General features: G+C 28.4%; 5 protein-coding genes. 4 read left to right on the top strand and 1 reads right to left on the bottom strand.

What is annotated here, in order from left to right; translation table 4 throughout:
- Window positions 1-6 precede the first annotated feature (6 nt).
- Window positions 7-2,517, top strand: a complete 2,511-nt coding sequence (gene lon / locus ACWXVU_RS00090; protein WP_456011845.1) for an endopeptidase La — start codon at window positions 7-9, stop codon at window positions 2,515-2,517.
- A gap of 39 nt (window positions 2,518-2,556) precedes the next feature.
- Here the strand turns inward: lon and gap are convergent, their stop codons facing one another.
- Window positions 2,557-3,558 (bottom strand): type I glyceraldehyde-3-phosphate dehydrogenase, encoded by a 1,002-nt coding sequence (gene gap, locus ACWXVU_RS00085; protein WP_444704865.1) that lies wholly within the window; start codon window positions 3,556-3,558, stop codon window positions 2,557-2,559.
- 489 nt (window positions 3,559-4,047) lie between these two features.
- Between gap and ACWXVU_RS00080 the strand changes: the two genes are divergently transcribed.
- Genes ACWXVU_RS00080 through ACWXVU_RS00070 form a run of 3 tightly spaced genes read left to right on the top strand, consistent with a single transcriptional unit; the run spans window position 4,048 to window position 22,021 of the window.
- Entirely contained in the window at window positions 4,048-4,272 is a 225-nt protein-coding gene (locus ACWXVU_RS00080; protein WP_438340465.1) for a hypothetical protein, read from the top strand.
- A gap of 17 nt (window positions 4,273-4,289) precedes the next feature.
- On the top strand, window positions 4,290-13,190 hold the full coding sequence (locus ACWXVU_RS00075; RefSeq protein ID WP_456011843.1) for a hypothetical protein: 8,901 nt from the start codon (window positions 4,290-4,292) through the stop codon (window positions 13,188-13,190).
- Window positions 13,190-22,021, top strand: coding sequence for a hypothetical protein (locus ACWXVU_RS00070; RefSeq protein WP_456011841.1), 8,832 nt, complete (start codon window positions 13,190-13,192; stop codon window positions 22,019-22,021). The genes ACWXVU_RS00075 and ACWXVU_RS00070 overlap by 1 nt, the downstream gene beginning before the upstream one ends.
- Window positions 22,022-22,123 lie beyond the last annotated feature (102 nt).

Raw genomic sequence — 22,123 nt, 5'->3', positions numbered from 1 at the left:
AATGAAATGAGGAAAAAAATGCAATTACCTTTTATACCAGTTAAGAAGCAGATAATACTGCCACAATCAATGGATGAAATAAGAGTAGGAAAGAAAAATTCGGTTCTTGCCTTACAAAGTGCATTGGATAGTAAGGAATCTAATAATAAGATATTAATAACTTTTATTAAGGAGCAATATATAAATGCCGAAGTAATTACCTCTTCGTCAATGCTAGAAGATTATGGCGTTGTAGCTCTTATCAAAGAATCATCGGAAAATAAAGGTGTTTATAAAATAAGTCTTGATGCAGATAAAATTGTTAAAATTAATGAAATTCATTCGTCTGATACCAACCCGGAAGCACCGCTAATATATGCTTCATTTGAATACAAAAATGAAAAAGGGCAAAAGGTTGATATTGAAAAAATAAAAAATTCTATTGAATACTTAAATAATTTTGTTTTAAAACTTGAACCGCAAACAGATAAAAATTTTTCGTCAATTTCTAAACAGGTATTTAACTTTGAAAAAGTCAAAGATTTTGCAATGCAAATGAATTCACTGGTTAAATATAACAAGGAAGAAAAAATCGATGAATTGATATGAAAAAATTTTGCAATTATTAGAGAAGCTTTTACTCGAGATGAACTATTAGGTTTTTTGTCTTTAGATATTTACGATCTTATTAAAAATATCGCTGATAGATTAGCTTGAAAAAAAGAGTCAACAAATATTGACATAGAAATAACTAAGAAATTAAATGAAGAAATGGAAAGCTCACAAAGAGATTTTCTTCTTCGTGAAAAGATGAAGCAGTTAAGACAAATGCTTAATGATGAATCACAAAATAATGCCGAAAATATGGAAAAAGACCCAGAAACTAGCCGCAAGTTTCCTAAATATGTAATCGAAGCATTAAAGACTGAACAAGCTCGCTTGGCTGCCATGATGGCTTCGAGCCCAGAGGCAAATATCTCTAAAACATACATTGATTTAATTTTGGCATTACCATGAAGAAAAGTAAGTAAAGAATTAATTGATATAAATCATGTTAGAGAAGTCTTAAATAAACACCATTTTGGACTTGAAAAACCAAAAAAGAGAATTTTAGAATTTATTTCAGTTCTTACTCACAAACAAAATCAAAAAGAAACTGGTGATTATTTGCCTATTAAAAATGATTCTGACCATTTTATTGATACAAAATTATTCGTTCATAAAACTGGTGATACCTTGAATAATCCAGTTAATAATATTCCTATTTTAACCTTGATTGGTCCTCCAGGAACAGGGAAAACCACATTAGCAAAATCCATTGCAGAAGCTTTAAAAAGAAAATTTATCAAGGTATCGCTTGGTGGTGTAAAAGATGAAAGTGAAATTAGAGGGCATAGAAAAACCTATGTTGGGGCAATGCCTGGGAAAATTATCTCCGCTATTAAAAAGGCAGGTGTTTCTAACCCAGTTATTCTTCTTGACGAAATAGACAAAATGTCTTCTGATTTTAGAGGCGACCCAACTAGTGCTATGTTGGAGGTTCTTGACCCTGAACAAAATGCTAATTTTCAAGATCATTATCTTGACCTTGAATATGATTTATCAAAGGTTTTATTTATAGCTACTGCCAACTATTTTGATTCGATCCCACCTGCATTAGTTGATCGTGTTGAATTACTAGAATTGTCAACATATACCACTGCCGAAAAATTAGAAATAGCTAAAGCACACTTAATGCCCAAAGTTTTAGAACAGAATTCGCTTAAGGAATCGCAAATCCAAATTGATGATGAGGTTATAAAATTTATAATTCTTTCATATACAAGAGAAAGCGGTGTCCGTGAGCTTAAACGTTTATTAGATAATATAGCTCGTAAAATAGTTGTGAAAATATTAGATAATGAAATTAAGGATGAATTTAGAGTTTCTAAAGATGTTGTTGTTGATTTCTTAGGCCCAATTAGATTTGAAGATGATGAAAACGAAAATAGAGATCAAATTGGTGTTGTTAATGGTCTTGCATACACAAGCTTTGGCGGCTCTACACTAGCCATTGAGGTTACTACATTTCCGGGCAAAGACGGGATAAAATTAACCGGTCATTTAAAGGAAGTTATGAAGGAATCTGCGCAAATTGCCTTAGGTTATGTGAGAGCAAATGCTGAAAAATTTGGAATTAATTTTGATTTTGATAATAAGGCAATTCACATCCACGTACCAGCGGGCGCTATTCCAAAAGACGGACCATCAGCCGGTGTTACATTTACTACTTCTATAATTAGTGCGCTAACTAGAAAACCGGTTCCCGCAAACATTGGTATGACTGGCGAGATAACGTTGAGAGGTAAAGTATTACCAATTGGTGGACTGAAAGAAAAATCATTAGCTGCATGTCAATTTGGAATTAAAAAAATATTTATTCCATATGACAATATTAAAAATTTAGTCGATGTACCAGAGGAAGTTAAAAAAGAAGTTACTTTTGTACCTGTGAAGTATTATGAAGAAATATTTGATGATATCTTTAAGACAAAATAATTAGAAAAAAAACCTGCTTTAAAGCAGGTTTTTTATTGTTTATTTTATGTTAACTAAATGCTTTAATGTTCTTATATATTGATTAACAAACGACGATTCGTTATCATATCATGCATAAACTTTGTATAATTTTTTGCCATCAACTTCTAATGCTTGAGTTAATTGAGCATCAAATATTGAACCAGCGGTTGAACCAATAATATCACTAGAAACAATAGGATCTTCAGTATAGAAAAAAGATTCTGAACTTGCATTTTTCATTGCCTTATTAATTTCCTCGACAGTTGTATCTTTTTTAAGTTCAACAGTAACATCGATAATTGACCCTGTAATAGTTGGAACTCTTAAAGCAATACCATTCATTTTACCCTTTAGCGTTGGGATAACCTTACCTATCGATTTAGCCGCACCTGTTGTGGTTGGAATCATATTTGAGGAAGCAGCTCTCGCTCTTCTTAAATCTGAATGAGGTGCATCTTGTAATCTTTGGTCTGCAGTGAATGAGTGTACAGTGGTCATGAAGCCTTTTTCAATACCGAATTCATTTTCTAAAACATTTAGAACAGGTGCTAGACAGTTTGTTGTACATGATGCTCCAGAAACAACAACATCGTCTTTTGTTAAAATATTTTCATTAACTGAATAAACTATAGTTTTTACATCTGCACTTTTTGAAGGGGCCGTAATTAAAACTTTTTTTGCTCCAGCATTAATATGCAGTTGGGCTAGTTCAGTTGTTAAGAATCTACCTGTACCTTCAACAACCACATCGACTGCCAATTGTTTTCAAGGTAGTTGAGCAGGATCTTTTTCACTAAATATTGGAAACTCTTTACCCTCTACAATTATTGATTTTTCAGTGTTTGAAACACTAAATGGAAACACGCCATGAGCTGTATCGTATTTTAATAAGTGCGCTAATGTTTTAGCATCAGTTAGGTCGTTGATTCCAACAATTTCAACATCTGCATCATTTCATATTTTTCTAAAGATTAAACGGCCTATTCTACCAAAGCCGTTAATTGCTATTTTTGCCTTCATTTTATTTATACTCCATAAATAATAAAATAATTAATTTAATATTAATAATTATAATTCTAAATAATTCTAAAATAACTTAAAAAAACAAAATATTAGGGATTTTTATAATATAGATAATTCCTTAAATTGTGTTATATTCTTAAACATTAAAATTTAACAAAATTAGCAATTTTGTCTTAAAAATTATAAATTCTATATTTTAAAAGAAAAAAATATTTTGTTTTTTGTTATTAAGTATTTTATTATTACAAATAATTATTTTTCAACTTAAATTAAGCTCTAAAAAAAAAAAAAAAAACATTTTTTAACCCAAAAATTAATTATTTTTTTAAAAAAAGCGCTTAAAATAAGCAAAAAAATGCGAACTTAAATAAGTATTTATTTAAAAAATATGTTTTTTAGTTTAAACTATTAAATGAATTTACAAAAATTTTATTGTATTCAATAACAGTTAAATTTTCAATTTAAATAATGGAGGAGGGCAAAATTATGGACAATGTAAAGCCTGTTCATTTAGCAAGCGAAAAAGCCATAAATCGAAAAATAAAGGTATCAATAATCATTGGAACAATTTTTATCCTTTTATTTCTTGCTTTGTTAAGTGTAGCAATAGCATATTTAGCAGATTACTTGGTTTACATGAATACAGATAGTGATGGGCTATTATGAACCGTAGCACAACGCAGTAAAGGTTTATTTAACTTGTTTGGTTAAATAATAAAGGAGGAAACATGAATGAAAGAAATTTAGATTTAGAAAAGAAGCATAGAAAAGTAAAAAAAGGTGTTATTGTAACTTCTTTATTAACTGCAATACCAGCTATTACTTTAGCTGCTATTGTTCCTTTTCTTCACAATACTGAATATAAGTCAATAGATACAAAAGCTCATGATGACTTGGTTCAAGAGCAAAAGAAGGCTAGAATATTTTTAAATAAGTATGATGAAATGCTTTCGGAGCAATCAAAAAATAAATTACAAACAGCAATTAACTATGCAAATCAATTAATCGCAAATAAAATTAGCAATCAAACAGCTGATGCTGTCTCGGCTATTAGAAATATGCTTGATCAAAGAAATATTTTAAGAAGAATGGTAAGCAGTTTAATGCTTGTTGATTCAAACAGTGCAAAAGTAGCGCGTGATGCTATAGAACAACTAGGCAATTTAGTTAAGTCACCAGATTTAAAAAATGAGTTTAATAAACAACTAGACATCTATAATGCTAGTCAGCAAACTTATGATGATAAACAAAAATTTGCTGATGAGGTTGAAAAAATAATTGCTAAGCAAGACAAGATAGCATTTGATCTAGAATTAAAAATGAATGTTTTTGTCTTAAAGAATATTCAAAAAACAGATAGACTTAATATCAGTATTAAGAATGTTAAGGTTCTAAAATTAATTGATTTTATCAACGGCAAACTTGAACAAAATGTTTTATCTAGGGATAGTGTTGTTGATGTCTTGGATACATTGTTTACAACACAAAGTAATGATTTATTTAAAGATGAATCAATTAATAATGAAGCTGAAATTCAAAAAATTTATTCACAAATTGTTGAGGCAAAAAATCAAGTTGCAACAATGGATTTAGACCAGACAATAAAACAAATCATTTATGATGAACTAGATGCTATTAAGAAGTTTGTAATAGAAAATAAAGGAAATCTATCATTTGAAGTTATAGGACTGCAAGATTCAAAAAAAATAACGGCTTCACAAGTTATCAGTGACTATATATCAACAATAATCAACAAAACATCAGACTATTTTGGCAGTGATGAAACTACCTTAAACAAGGTAAAAGACTTAATTGCACAAGCAGATAAAATTAAACAACAAGTTGATAGCAAGTTTATTGGTGCTATTGATTTTGCTATTATTCAAGCAAATAATAAGGTTAAAGATACAGACCCTTCAACCAACAAATTAAAAACTCCAGCATATAAAATTCATTCCGATTTATATAGGGCGTTAAATGAAATAGCTATTGCGAATAAATTACTTAATGATGCGAAGGAAGAAATTAATAAAATTCAAGATGCAAATTTTAAACAAGAGCTTATTGACAAAATTGAAAATCAAGAATTCAAAAGTAGTGTTGGTTTCTTTGAATATGTTTCAACTATAAATCAGATATTAAGTGATATTGACACTAATAATACCCTTAAAAATTTCTATAAAGAACAATTCAACATATTATCTAAACAGTTGAAATTTACATCTGGAAAAAATAGATACAACAAAACTTTTGTAAATGATGATTCTACGCTTTTAAATGTGCAACAAGCACTTTTAGCTATTAATGAAATTGGCTTTGAGAATACTTCTCTTGCGGATTTAAGTAGTAAATTTGAGGAATATAGCGAATATGAAAGAATTGCCAACAAGAAGGAAATTGAAACTATTATTGAAGGAATCGAAGGAGAAGTTTCAAAAATCGTTAATATAAATAAATATTATCCAACAATCAAAAAAACATATGATAGTTTAAAAACTAAATTATTAGGATTGGCTTCAATTTATTCAACTGCAACACGTAAGGAAATGTCTGTTTTTGAAGATGAAAAGGCTATTTTACCTAATGGTCAAAAAGCGATAACGGGTGGTTTAATCAAGGAAGCTCTTGATTTCTTTGATGTTGCAAGGTTGTCGCATCAATCTAGCCCGATTTTTGAAGACAATAACAAGTTATTGGAAGCTATAAAAAAAGAGTGAAAAAATAATCCTGACTCGCCAGTGGCTAAAGATTTATCATTTAAAACAGCACGTATTAGTGCTGATATTAAATTAATTATGGAAGATTATAAGCTTACCCACGAACAAAAAGAAATAGAGATTGCTAAGCTCAAAAAATTACAGGATGAATATTCTAAGAAAGTGGTTAGTGCTAAAAGATTAGAAAATGCAAAGGATGAAACTGCTCAAATTTTGGCTATTGTTAAAAATAAAGAAAAAGTTAAAACATATTTGGGTAAGGAATTAAATGAAATTCAAAAATTGAAGAGATTAGCTGATGAAGCACTAGCCGATCCAACACAACATGATTTGGATGATATTCAATCTAAATTATCAACAGCTTTGAATGATTTTGAAAATAAACGTTCAAAACTCGAATCATCAACTCAATCAGCAATCATTGCTCAACTTATTGATGATACATTTTCGTCTCGACGCGAAGAAGGTAAAACTACTCCTGTTGAATCTAAATTTTTAGAAACATTAAATAGTCTTCAAGCGGAAGTTGATGCTATTAAAGATAATAAAACTTTATCAGAAAAAGAAAAGAGCGACAAGCGCCAATTAATATCCAATAAATTTGATATTTTACGTGAATCTATTGAGGTTGCGGCAACATTCGAATTGTCTATTAAGCAACTTGAAGTTGAAAATAACGAAGCAAAAAAGGTTTATCATGCGCTAAAAGCTGATTCGACTAATAACAATTTATTTAAAACAATGGAAGCAAGAGATCAAATAAGAACAACAGTTGATAGACTTGAAGTTTTAAATAGCCAAACAGATACTTTAATTGAAAAATATCACACAATAATTGAAAAAGAATTATATAATCCTGAGATTCATAATAAGACATGAATTACAAAACAAAATGTTGATATCGCTGGTCGCACGCAAAAGATTAAATTAGAAGTTGCTAAGGATAAATTAATTAAAGAAAAAATATTATTAGCAAATAATAAACTTGCAGACACAGAATTATTTAATAATTTAAAAATTAATAATGATCCATTTGCATTAATAAATGGTGATATTGAAATATTTGAAAAAGCTAGTCAAGATGGGCTTAATAACATTGATAAGGTTCAAAAAAGTATTGATGAAATGAGTGCAAGCATTACATCTATTCAAGATGAACTTAAAGTATTGTATAGTGATTTGATTAAAGAATCAGATGAAGAAAAAGTTAAAGATATTAGAAGCAAAATTGAATCAAAAAATTTCCAAATTGAAGGTATTTCGCAACGCATTACCTTTGCTTATCAAAATATTATTAACGATACAAATCGAACGGTTGCAAAAATTGCTTCACAACATGATTTACACGAAAAAACTAAATCATCAGCAATTGAATTATCAAAAGTTGATAAAAACAAATATTTGGAACTATATACAGCTTTTACACAAGTTATCAATGTTAATAGAGGTTCGCTAAATGATACATTAGCAGAAATTAATGATAAGATTATTGCCTTAAATGAGATAAATGCAAAAATAGAAATTTCTAAAGAAGTTAAAGATGCTATTGTTCGCCTGCAAGCCGTAAGAGATAATCAATATAAAAATGAAGCAAATGATAAGTCACAAAGATATATTTTTGAAAAAATAGATAAAGAAATTGAAGAGGAAATTATTCAATTTAGTACCTATATTTCTAATTATCGAACCACCAAAGCAGATCTATCCAATCAAAAACAAAGAATTGAATATTTAATTAATCAACATACTGTTAAGAAACAAGAAATTCATAGTCAATTTGAAGATGCTAAGGCTCGTTTAGAAAGACAAATCAATAAGTTCCTAAATGATGAACAAACTGAAAAATTTTCAGTTTTGGTTTCAAATCCTAGCCTAAATAGTGGTTCAGAAATTCAAAAGTTAAAATTGAAATTTGATGAATTAGTTAATAAAACAAAACCTATCCCATCAGATCAAACAAGTAAATCTAATTATGATAAAGCCAAATTTGATGACTTAAAAGCATTATCTTCGAAAGTAGATATTAGTTTTAGAAAAGATGAATTTAAACATACTAAATCATTGGTAGATAGCAAACTAGATAATTTAAAAAATAAGATGAATGAATCGCCAACTATAACTCTACAAAATAACATAACTATTGAGAATTTTATTTCAAATATTAATGAAACTATTCTTCATGCTGATAATGAGGTAACACCGAGAGTTAATGCTATCGATGTGAATGATGTCTTATCTGAAACTCGTAGAATTGAAACCTTAGGAAACTTGATTGATGAACAATTAGCTGTTTCAAAAAGATTATTAGAACTAAAAAATAATAGAAGCACTGATGCATACAATCGTTTAGTAAGTGCTCTTGTTAAGTCAATCCCTGGACAAAGTGCCTCGACAGCACTAATTGAGGATAAAATAACAGAATTGCGGAATGCTTTTGTTGAGTCCGTACCTTTTGAACAATTAAAACAAAATCAAAAGGAAAGATTTGATGCATTTAAAAAGGAAGTAGAAAGCAAGGTTAATACACAAATTCACGATGCTAAAGTAAAAGAATCATTAGTTGGGACTGATGGTTTAATTTCGGAATATGTTAAAGAACTTGAAGCAATTACATACGTAGATGATAAGGCTAAATATATTGGAGAAGTTAATGAAGTTAATAAAAAACTGCAAATTGTAAGAACTAATTTTAAAGCAATTTTATCATTAGCTGAATCCGTAAAAGAAAATGAAGATAAGGTAGCAAAATTAACGGTAGCAGATGGTCCAATTAAGGACGTATTTGATAACCTAAAAGAACAGTTTAAGAAGCAAATTGATGATGCCAAAGCTTCATATAATGATCCTACAAAATATTCAATTTTAAGCCAAAAGAAAGCCGATATATCTTCATTGGTTGTAAGACTAGAAAAGGTTATTGAATTAAATAATAATATTAAAACCTTAAAAACAGAATCAACTCAAATGGCCTATAGAGAAGGTAGAAATACTAATGGTGCTGCGGCTGCTAAGGAAAAGCTAACTAGATATGTAGGAAAATTAGAATCATATGCAAAAGATGCAAAGGTAAATAGTGATTTAAACCAAATGCAAATTTTGGATGAAATAGTTACTAAATTCAAGAGATTAATTACAAAACAAAAAGACATTTTATCAAAATATGATTCACTTGGTGAATGAAATTTTGACAGTCAAAAATATGGCTATGATATTGATCAAAAGAATCTAGGTCAAATTGTAATTGAATCAATTCCAGAAATACCACAAGATACATTTGCTCCAATAACTATAACTTCAAAAATTGATAATGCAACCAAAGTACTTGAAAGCCAACACCTTGCCTATCAATCACTTTACAATACAAGAAAATCTGCATATGAAGAAATTAAAAAGGCTTTTGATAATGAAAATAATATGCTAACAACTTCTGATAAGTATAAAAATCAAGATCAGAAAATATTTGATGAACTTAAAAAAGATAGGACGCAAAGATTTAAAGAAAGATTATTAACCATTTCCCAAATAATGAATGCCACTGATATTAATGCAATTGATAATATAAAATCAGAGGTTTTATCATCACACTCTTTATTTGATAAATATGCTGATTTAGCTGTTGTTGTTGCACAAGCTAAAAAACAAGTAGAAACTGGAAGAAATGCCACAAATAAATCTGATGCTTTAAATAAGGCAATTCAAGTATTGGAAAATGAGTTTAATATTGTGGAAAAAACATCAGCTACGCAATCAAAGGATAATTTTTACTTTGGCGTTTTAATTGCATTAGAAATTGAGGCAAAGCACAAATTAATTGAAAGTAATGCTAAAAAGATAGATATTTTAATTTCTTATTCTGATAAATTGAGTAAATTGAATAGCACAAGTGAAATTAGTGAGGAAGCTAAAAAACCGCTAAAGAAAATTCTAGATGATTTGTTAGTTGAATTAGGTAACCGGGACGCTATTGATGTACGTGGTTTAGAAGCATTAAAAGAAACATATTTAGATGTTGGAAAAAATAGCTTTGAAATTAGTTTAAAAAATAGTATCGAACTAAAAAAAGCTATCACCGCTGCTGAAGCATTTATTCCTACAAACGGTGATAATGATTATAAAACTAAGGAATCGCAAGCGATGCGTAATTTATATCAAGCATTGCAACAAGCTGTTGATGAAGCTAAAAGTAATATAAAAGTTGAACATCATAATGAAGAAAATAAATTAGCTTCTATATTTAAACTTACTAATCAAACGGAAAGTGTAATTCAAAAACTTAAAGATCAAAAACGTGAAGAATTACGAGAATTAAAGGCACAAATAGATGAAGCAAATAATTTTATAACATCATCATATTCTAATGCGGGTAGCGATAAAACAAAAACTCCTTTACAAGATACATTTACAAATGATGCTGTTTCATTATCGGTCGATACTACTTTAGATACACTAGACAATATTAAAGGTGCTAATGAAAAATTATTAAAGGCCAAAAAAGCTCTTGAAGATCAAATTAAGGCAATTGTTAAATATGAAAAAAATCATCTAACTCTTGTTAAAGATAGATTAGATTTATATGTTAAATTATTTAAGTCACAACAAGTTTCGATAGATAATTCAAATAATAAGCAATTAACCCAAGAGCAATCAAAAAAACTTAGTGTTCTATTTAATCTTGATAAACTAATTGATAGCTTTGAACGTAATGTTCAAAAAGCCGGCCAAATTCTAAGCAAGGATACTTCAAACTATAAACTAATTTCACAAGAATTAAGAAATACAACTAATACCCTCGAAAATGATTATCAAACAATTAAGACTTTAACCAAAAGTGCATCCGAACAATTAAAAACGCAAATTAACTCATTTAATGAGGAAATGAAGCAAAATAGTTCAAGTACGAATAATGTTTTTGGAATTGTTAAATTATTAGATGAAAAATTAAATACCTCAAGTAGTGATAATATTAATGGCATTAATGAAATAAAACAAAATATTCAAAAAGTCGAAGAAGCAAATAGCGCACTTCCTGCTAACTTTAATGATCTTGCAGTTCAACAATTGAACATTAATTTTAATAATGATATTAATAGTTCGAATAATGCAACAATAAAAGATGATTTTAAAAAATACTATGAGGCTATTGAAAAATTAATCAAGGCATTAGAAGCTATTGATACATTGATTTATGGTTCAAGTGATTTAAATACAGCCAAGCGTTCACAAGGTAATTTAATTAACTTTTACACAGAAGTGGTATCAAAATCAGATTTTCAAAATATGTTAAGTTTAATTGCTGGAGATCATTTTAAACAGAATAATTCATCAAATACTGTATTTGCCAATATTATTAATTCATACAATACTATTCATAATTCCGCTAAGACACAAATGCAAATTACTGATACTGCTTTAACCAATAAAAATGCCTCTATATCCTCAAAACAAGAAGCATTAAAAGGTATTTTTGCTAATTTGAATAATTTAAATACGTGAATAAATGATCAAGGAAATAATATTTTCTTATTTGATTATATCAATCGCAATGGTGAAGAAAAAATTAGAGAAGTAGAACCTAAATCTACAACATTATATGAAGATTTTATTGAACAAATTAATAAAATCAGTAATCATTCTAGTGCCATGGAACTTGATATAACACAAAATAATGGCCTATTAGATTTATTTGATAAATTTGGAATTTTAAAAAATATCGGCAATTTACCTTACAATACAACTAACGTTAGAGTATATATTACCAGAGCCGCCGCATCAAACCCATGGGCTCCTGAATTCTTGCAAACCGACACTTCAACAAAAAAGACAAAAATCAATTTAAAAGTTGTATATAAAAAACCAACATCACATTCAACGCAGAACTTCTTTAATGATGTAGCAGATAGAACGCTTACATATAATGATGTTTGAATTACATTTAAGACACTATCTTTATTTAGAGTTACTAAAAACGATTTGGGAAGTGAATCTAATACAAAAGAACAAAACAAACAATTTATTAATAGCCATAAAATATTCGAGGCCAAAAAAGCTGGATGAAATAATAGAAATATGAATGTTAACTTAATGAATGCTATTGCAGAGGGAGCAAATAAGCACTTGATTAATCACGATATTAAGTATATTCGTGAGGATGTCACTTTTACTGGTAAACAATGAGATGATTCATTATTTAACAAAGTACAAAAACCAGAAAATCTAGATTTATATAAACTTTCATTAGAAGATGCTATGAAACAAGAATATGCAAATTTCGATCTTTCGAATTCGCATCCTAACTTAAAATATAAAGTACGACTTAAAGAAGAAGGATTATTATTTGATAAAAACGGCGCCGGAAGGAAATATAAACATGCTAAGTTGCCAAACGGGAAAATGTTTTCGTATTGAACACAAACAGGTGCTGACCTTGATTTTACATCCAATTATTTTAGAAATTGGATACCATTTGGTTATACAATACCGGTTGTCTTCGAAGAAAACAATCGACAAGATTTTGGGGTATTGCATATTTGATATGAACTAAAAATTGATAATAATATAAATCAGAATAATGCGTCATTTAAATTTACTGTTTCAGGAAAAGCAGAGTGACATTTCTTTCCTCCGAAAGATGAAGCTGAGAACAATCAAATTAATATGAATCAGTTGGTTATGGAAAACCCTGATAATATCAATATTAAAGCCTATGTTTTTGCTGAAATGTTTGCAGCAAAATGAACTGATAAAACTAAACAAGCAAATAATTCTAATAATAAAGGATATCCAGTTTATAGCAATAATAATCCTAACGGTAGACGTGGTGGTACTGAATGAAATGAGCCACAAATTATTAAAGCATATGATCATTTTGATTTCATGGTAAGGATTCATGAGGATAAAGAAGGGGATAAATAATGAATAGAAGAACAAAAAAAAGAACAACCGCCGTTGTTATGGCTACAATTGCCACTGCATCGACATTAGCTGCGGTATTTTTAACCAAGCATCATAATGATTTTGTGGCCTCAGAAACCAATAATAGATTATTGAAAGAATTTGAAAAAAGTAATTCACTTTTTGAAAAAGTTGTCAAAAAACTTTCTCCAAGTCCAAAACAAATTAAGGAACTTGACAAATTAATTGATGCGGTAAAATTAACATTATCTAACCCCAACTCAACTGCTGTTGAAAAATTTATTTCCCTAGATGACATAAAAAATGTGCAAAAAGATTACATCATTAAGTATGTTAAGAGACTAATAAGTAATAATGAAATCAATAAATATAGTATAAAAGAAATTGAGGAATTATTAAAGGATCAGGCATCAAGAATTAGAGAAATAGACATTAAAAATCAATTTGATTCTATTGATCTTACTGATTTAAAAATCGGTCTTTCTTCTTTTGCAAAATTAAACAAAGAACAACAATTTAATTGAATTAATAGATACAGTGAAACATTAACAATTAAAATTGAATTACAAAGAAGTTTAATCGAAAAATATCTTTTAATACCAAGCAATAGCTTTGATGAAAATATTGTTGAATTAAAAAAGATGCTTCCTACAAAAGCATTACGTGGTGATATTGAACAGGTTATTAATCAAATTGAAAATGACTTGTTATTTAATGATTTTAGAATTAATGATATAGCTATTAATAAACAATTAGTTGAAAATAAAATAATGGATACAAGAAGTACAACTAAGCATGGAGAATTCAATGATTTTTATCAAAAAACAATTAAAGATATTGAAAAAAGTATTGATGCAAACATTTTATTTATAACTTCTGAAATTCTTAAAAAATCTATTAATAGACAAACTGACAAAGATTTATCTGAGCAGTTAGAGCTATTAAGTAACAAAATACTGTTAACTAATTCTGTTTTGCAAAATAAAAATGTTTTTGATCAAATGATTACATTTGTTATAAAAAATAAAATGATTTTGCAAGAAGAATTAAATGAAATACTTAATTATCAAGTAACCAAAAATTATATTAACTTGGTTGAATATTACAACAATATAGTTGCAATCAAAATTGATAGTTCATTAACCATAGCTGATTTGCGATTAGCAAAAGCTAATTTTGATATTTATGAAAAAGCCTTAAATGATCAACAATTATCATCGGAACAAATTATTAATGAATTTAAGCTTTTTGTTGAATATGTAAAAAATGTAAATATCAATAATCTAGCCAATCATTTTGGAGCAATTCTGAATGAAAAGGACTATAAGGTTTTAGTTAATACAAATAACTTTGAAAAAAATAATAAACAAGAAATTATTAATAAAGTTATTGATTTCATGAATCGAATTAATCATATTCAATATTTGGATAGTTACATCACAAATATTATTAATGAATATTCACAAGTACATAAAAACAATCCTAGATTATTAAATGAACAAGAATTAAATATTGTTTTAAATCAATTAGCAGAGGTAGATAATGCTAATATTAATGATGTCCAAGATAAAATATCAGATATTAACGATTCGGTTTCTACATTAGTTGAAACTAGATTAGAACTTGCAAATATCGCCAAAGAAATTGATGATACTATTATTAATATCAACGGATTTAATAGTAAGAATAAAGAAAAATATTTAAGCAAAGATGTATTGCAAAAAGCAACAGATTTAAAAAATCAGATATTAAGCGAAAATATTATTGCTAATTTAACAACACAACAAATTATTGAAAAAAAATATAGTATAAGAGAACAACTAAGAACCCTACAAAAGGCTCAGTTAGATTATTTACAAAAAGCGACATCACTTGAAATTGCAAGATTAAAGGATTATGATTTATTAAGTATTACACAGTTAACTAGTGATAAACTGAATCAAGTAAAATCGCAAAAAGTTGACATTACCTTACTTGCTAAAATATTTGATAAATTAAACATTGAATCTAAAAAAATTACATCAATTAATTACAATCCAATAATTTCAAAAGATATCCTTAATCAAATTCAAAAATATAAATTAATTGCTATCCTCGAAACGACGTATCTGCAAAATAATGCCGCTCAATCACGTATGGACGTTGAAGATTATACATTATTAACATTTAACCCAACTAATGAGCACCCACATATTTATACTGATTATGAACAAACACAACTAGATAAATTAAGCAAAACTAAACAGGATCTTACTGATCGAGCTACAGAAATTAATAATTTATTAAAAGAACTATCAAACGGTAATAGTGTCGATACACAAAAAATAAACTCATTTAGTAATACTAAATCAGTTGAAGATGTTATTGAAATAACAAGTAATATTCAAGAAAGTGCCAAAATAATCAGAAAAGTTAATTCCACTCTCAATGATCTTGATAAGCTTATTGATGAAATTAATGGTGATGATGATATTAAACATCAATTTGTGCAGGATTTTGCAGAAATCGAACAAATTAAAGCAGATATTAAAAAAGCGCTATCTGCTACACCAGTTGATTTTGCTTTGGTTAATAGATTAAGCCAGGAAGCTGATAAAAAACTTGTAAACCTAAGAGACAAGCGAAAAGATAGTAGTCTTGAATCGCAAATTAAAAGTATTGAAAAATTAATTAATAAAAATTATCCACACCAGGATGCATCGGAGCCTGTTTCCGAGGGAGAATCATCGCTACGTTATGCCTATAATGAACTGTTAAATCAGTCGCGTCAACAAGGTTTAACAAAATCGGAAAAAGATGAGATTCTAGATAAGGCTAATAAAATTAAGGCAATGATTCCTTATGTAAAGGATATTGAAAATAATATTGCAAGATATGAAAAAATATCAGATGAATATAATGCCCATATTGATAAACGATCACGTGTTCCTCAAACAATCGCTTCCGCAGAAGGAACCAAAAATGAAATTGATTTGGTAATTAGACAAATTGCTAACATTAATAATTTACCTGATGTTGCAAAAGTAGCTGATTCGGCAAGACTATCAAAATCTATTAATGATGACCTCGATCTCGCTTTTCATAAAGATCAAATTCGTGCACGAAACGAAGCTATTCAAGCCAAAACATATCCGATATCTGCTAATTTAAAACCAATTGAAACAAAAATAAATGATGCTATTAAACAATTGGATGCATATGCTAAAAGCAAGGAAACTACAACATCAGATGTCACTGCACTTGATGCTGTAAAAGTCTTAACAGGACAATCTGAACTTGTTGATATTACTAAACGTGCTATTTTAGAAGCTGATAAAATCAAAAATTCACCTTCATTAGTGGAAACAGAATCAGCTAAGGATGCAAATGCTTTATTAGATGAAATTGAAAAAAATTTACCTGATCATTCTGACACAATTGAATTAATCGGAAAGAAAAAGAAAGCTATTGAGGATGCTATTGTTATTGCACAATCAAAACACGAATTACGTAAGATTGTAATTAATGATTTAGTTAATGTTTTAAGTGAAGATCAACAAAAGTATAGAATCCTTGAAGTTGTTAAGAATAAAGTTAATGCTGCTAAGGAAATATATGAAAAAATTCTTTCTGTCAATTCTTCATCAGGGGGTGAAGCTTATACTCCCGAAAGTCTTGCGTTGAAAGTTGAAGAACTAAATGAATTAGTTAAGAAACTTGCTATCGAACGTGATGATCTCATTAATAAATATAAGGAAGAAAAAGCAAGAATTGAACTCGAGGTTATTCAGTATGATAAAAAGTCATATCATAATCTAGCTAAGCCCGATGCCTTAACAACCTTTGATAATTATGAAAAAGCCCGTCAAAAATATGTAATGGATATTAATGATCCTATTAACTCAACCATTGAATCAATTAGAGAAAATGAAAGAATGATGGCTGCGGGTTATCATAAGGATATAGTTTTAATCACTCTGGAAAAATATAAAAATTTTGTAAAAACAAATGTCGACGCCCTTCATTCTTCATCGGAAAAGAATTTTATTAAAACTTATTCTGATAGATTTTTAGCAAGAATAAATAATCAAATATCAATTGATATCGATTTTCCTATAGCTCAAAATTTAATTGTCAATATTAATGAGATGCTAAAATTCCATGTGTTGCAAATTGGCGTAGCGACAGAATTAGATTTATACCAAAAGGATTTAGATTCAGATGTCAAAACACGCGCCATTGCTGAACTTAAGGCATTATTAAGCGATGAACACGCACCATTAGAAACATTAAAAATTAAGCAACAAAATGAATATGTTCTTAAGGAATTGACTCGTATTAAAGAAGAAGCTGGTCTGAGAGCAAGAAACAAACAAAAGGCAATTGGTTTATTGCAACACTTTGAAAACTTCCGTGCCCTTCCTGGATTGAATAATGGCCAAAATCAAAATCGTGTTTTAGTTAATGAAATTGCTAAGCAAATTTTTGGCACTAAAATAATTGAACTGGGAGATCTAGCTGATAATAGCCTAGCAACAAATTCTAAGGAAGCTATTGATCAAATACTATCATCAAACTTGCAATCAACGACTAAGGCTCAACTTTTACAAGTTAAAAATCGAATTGAAACTATTGAAAAAATCAAGGAATATTATGACATACTCGCTTTAATTATTGGTTCTGCCGAAACAATAATTAGCGCTGCAGGTTCTGCAATTAATGATACTGTTAATTCATATATAACGCAAGATTTAAATCCTTTATTATCACAAGCGAGAGATTTATTTAAAACAGTAAGTACAGATAATACAAAAACATCAGATGAATTGGCTGAAATAAATAAACAAAAATTTGTTGATTTAATTAAAAAAATTCAAGTATCAAAAGAACGTATTTTAGATGTTATCGAAGTCACAGAAAAGATTATCGGTAAGATTAAAGATATTAATAGTGATCTTACATTTTATGATCTTGAATCAATCAGTGGAACAAGAAATAATGACAAAATTGACAGTTGATTGAACTCATTATTAGCCGAAGCTGCTAACAATCTATCTGAAACAACGGATTTACAAAAGTCTCAAAGAATTCAAAAGGTTAAATCAAAAAGTGAAGAGACATTAAAATTAGTTCAATTGTTAAAACAAGTATCTCAAACAGTGGGAATATGAAGACTTGAACGCCAAGGTTCATCAAATTACGATGCAACGCAATTTGATGAAAATAAATTAATCCAATTTATGTGAAATGCCTTGCCTAATATTGGACAAAATCCTGAAAAAGAACAGATTACTAAATATATTAATGAATTAACTACTAAGGTTAATGAACAAACGAAAATACGTCAAACTCGTAAAGACTTATTTGATGCTATTAATAACATTAAGGGTTCTGCAGTATATCAAAACGCTAAACAATATCTGCCCCTAATAACATCATTAAATAATCAAATAGATGATATTATCGATGCATCAACTAATAAAGAGGAAACAAATAGCGTAGAAAAGTTAAATGAAAATCTAAATAAGGTTAATAACCTAAAAGCATTTTTATCTAAGTTAGTCGAACTCGCCTCAAAAGCAACGGAAATTGAACAGTTTGTTAGTGCTTTCGTTCCTTTGGATGTTACTGTGAATACAAATAAGGCTGAGTTAGAAAATGAATTAGCTACTGTTAAAACATTATATGAAGCCAATATTTCATCAGCAGACCAAACTGAGGAAGCATCAAATAAAATTGATAAGAAAATCAAGAAACTTGAACTTCTTAAAGCACGTTTAGAAGTTTATCAACAGCTAGCAAGTGTTAAGTTAAAAATTAAAAATGATACTGTTATTATAGCGAACGAAAAAGCAGTAATTAATAAAAAAATTACAGAATTTGAAAATGAATTAAAACAAGTCCAATTAGATGAAAATACTGATCCTAATACATTTGCAAACTTAGCACAAAAGTGATTGAATGGAACTGGTAATGATTCAATTGAATATGTTTTTGCCAACGCTAAAACATTAGCATACAAATACCAAGACGCCCAAAATATTCTTTCTTATAAACAAACAGGATTAAATGAATTACTTGATTCTGAGGCTGTTAAGGAAGCTTATAATCAGTTGCAGACATTAATTACGGAATCAAAGCAGTTAAACTCTAATACTAATAATGATGAATTAGCTAAATTAGCTCAGATAAAGAAGATTCAAGATAAAATTGATGGTATTGTTAATGAAAAAGTTAACTCAGCAAGATCTCTTCGTACTAAAACTAGCGAGCTTCATACTAAATTATCAAAACCAGGCCAAAATGATGTGCTATTACCAACATTTGAAGCAAATGCTGTTAATTCATTAAACATTAATAATGTGAAAACCAAAGATAATACTTATTCTGAGGCAGTAGAAGCAATTAATAAAACTAATACCGCTTTGAGAAAAGCACTTGATGAATATAAGAAGCAAATTGTTGCTACTTTTGATACCCAACAAACACTTTTAAATACCGAGTTTCAGAAGCTTGTTGATTTCAATGCAAATATAATTAATGATACATTATGGACACAAGGCGCTAAAGATAAACTAATAAATCTAAGAAATCTAAAAACCTCTATTGAAACGTTTATTAATCAAAATAAAAACTTCAAAAACACAGTTGATAGTAAATATATTTCCATCGGTTCAAAAAATTCTTTTATAAATGATTTTATAAATTTAAACCTTGAAAATATCAAACTAGCAAAAGAAGCAAAGCAAAATCTAACACAAAAAATAAAAGATGATATTTCTCAAATGATTGAAGATGGCACTGGTATTATTTCAAAGCTAACTACTACTTTTGATAAATATAATTCTCAATTTTCTAATAATGTTTCAACTAAATTGTTTGAAAAAGCAGGGTTTGAAAATTCTAATAAATTATTTGATGAATTAAAGCCAAAATTTGAATTATTAAAACAAAAAATTTCAACAATAAAAACTACTGAATCGGCTCCTGATTTACAAACTTATGCATTTGATACAAAACAATTGATAAATGGATATGATGAATTAATTAATGAATTTAAGTCAGAATTCAGTAGCCTTTTAAATAAACGTAGAGATTTAACAGAAATTTATCAATTGTTATTCAAAACATCAGTTAAGTGAAAAAATAATAACAACAAACTTACTGCTCTTGAAACTAAATATTCACAGGATTATGAATCATTAAATAGTGAAAAAGATAATTTAGTTAAGGAAAAAAGTGAGGATATTATTAATGACTTATTCTTAGTTGAAAAAACTAATACCGCATTAAACAATATTGAATCTAAGCTAAAAGTTTTATTAGATTGAACTAATACAAATAGCAAACTATTTTATGAAACTATTTTAGGTGAAACTAATTCAAACGATCAAAATGCTAATAAAACTAAACCATATTACCAAATTTCTGCTAAACCAGGAATTACTAGGGAAGAATTTGATAAGAAACTTGAAATAATATTACCTAATGATTCATCAAATGAACTTGATATTACAAATCTTGATGGATTTCTTGAATTATTTGATACATTTGCATTTACCAAAATTGATAGTAATTCAATCTATAATCCCTTAAACTTTAAGGTTAAATTAGTCAAGGATTCATCAACTAGCAAATTTATTAAACCCGGTAGTTCAAGCATTACCGAGAAAACCAATAATCTTAAATTACGTTATGAATTTAAACCAACAAATTTAGAAGTATTTAAGGAATTTTCAGGATTTTCTGTTGAAAAAGATGTAGATATTACATTTAAGACGAAGCAAGATTTACAACTTCAAGCGGGAACCTCAGGATTATTCTTTAAAGATTATAATAAATCTAATCTAGGTAAAAATACTAAACAAGTTATTGGTAAAGCTGATGAATTAGGTTGAATGCAAACAACTGCTGAAGAAGTTAAAAAACAAACTATTAAAACATTTAAAGAAGCATTGGGCCTTAAAAATTCTAATGATGCTGTAATTATTAATTACAAAACTAAGGAAATATTTGATTATAAGAATGCCAATAGTGCAGCTAGTGCCACCGTTACTAAGCGTGATGGTTGAATAGATAAAGCTAACTTTAATATTAAGTTTCAATTCCCTGAATTTGATGTTTATCAACAATCTACATCAGTAACATGAGAATCGGAAAACCAAGTTTTAAGAATAAGAGTTATTAATGATAAATTAATTCAAGTGGAAGCGATATTACCTGGAAAAATATTAGTTGGACCACAAAATTATACTCAAAACCAACATACCATCGTGGACACACAAGGAAATAAAATTACAAATGCAAGTAATAAAACCTACGATCCTTCGAAAACGATGCCTGTTGCTGCGATATATACATTAAGATTAGATGTAGATTATGATCAAAATAGTAAGGATGTTTCATTATTTATTAATCGTTATGAAAGTTTTAATGTTGCCAAAAATAAAGCATTACAAGATAGTTCAATAACACCACTTTCTACATTTACAACTAATTTTAATAATAATAAAATGGAATCTACCATGGCATATGTTTGATCAAATTATGACTTTGCTAAATGGCTGTCTACTCATCCTACAAGTTGGCAAACACCAGATAATGCTGATAGTAGTAATAAATCGCCACTTGATTACCCTAATGACGGATTTAGAAAAAGTGGTGGCTCAAATAAAGAATGAGATCAAATGTTAGGCAATGACCTTTGAGTAAAAAATACAAGATCATCAGGGACTTATATATGAACAAATAATGATCAACAACAAATAATTCAAGATAGCGAAATTGAAAAACTCGCAGTAGTTTATAACTCTGGTATTATTAATTTTGAATTTAAAGATTTAAAGAAATAATGCTTAATTTTAAATCAAAACCTATAAGCTGTAAAGGTTTTGGTTTTTTTGTTTTAACTTTGTCAATAGATCCCTAAATGTCTAAAGAAAAAAAATCAAATA

The sequence above is a fragment of the Mycoplasma sp. 2575 genome, from assembly GCF_053851635.1.
The sequence above is the reverse complement of the archived record's forward strand: the minus strand, read 5'-3'. Positions and strand labels throughout refer to the sequence as shown.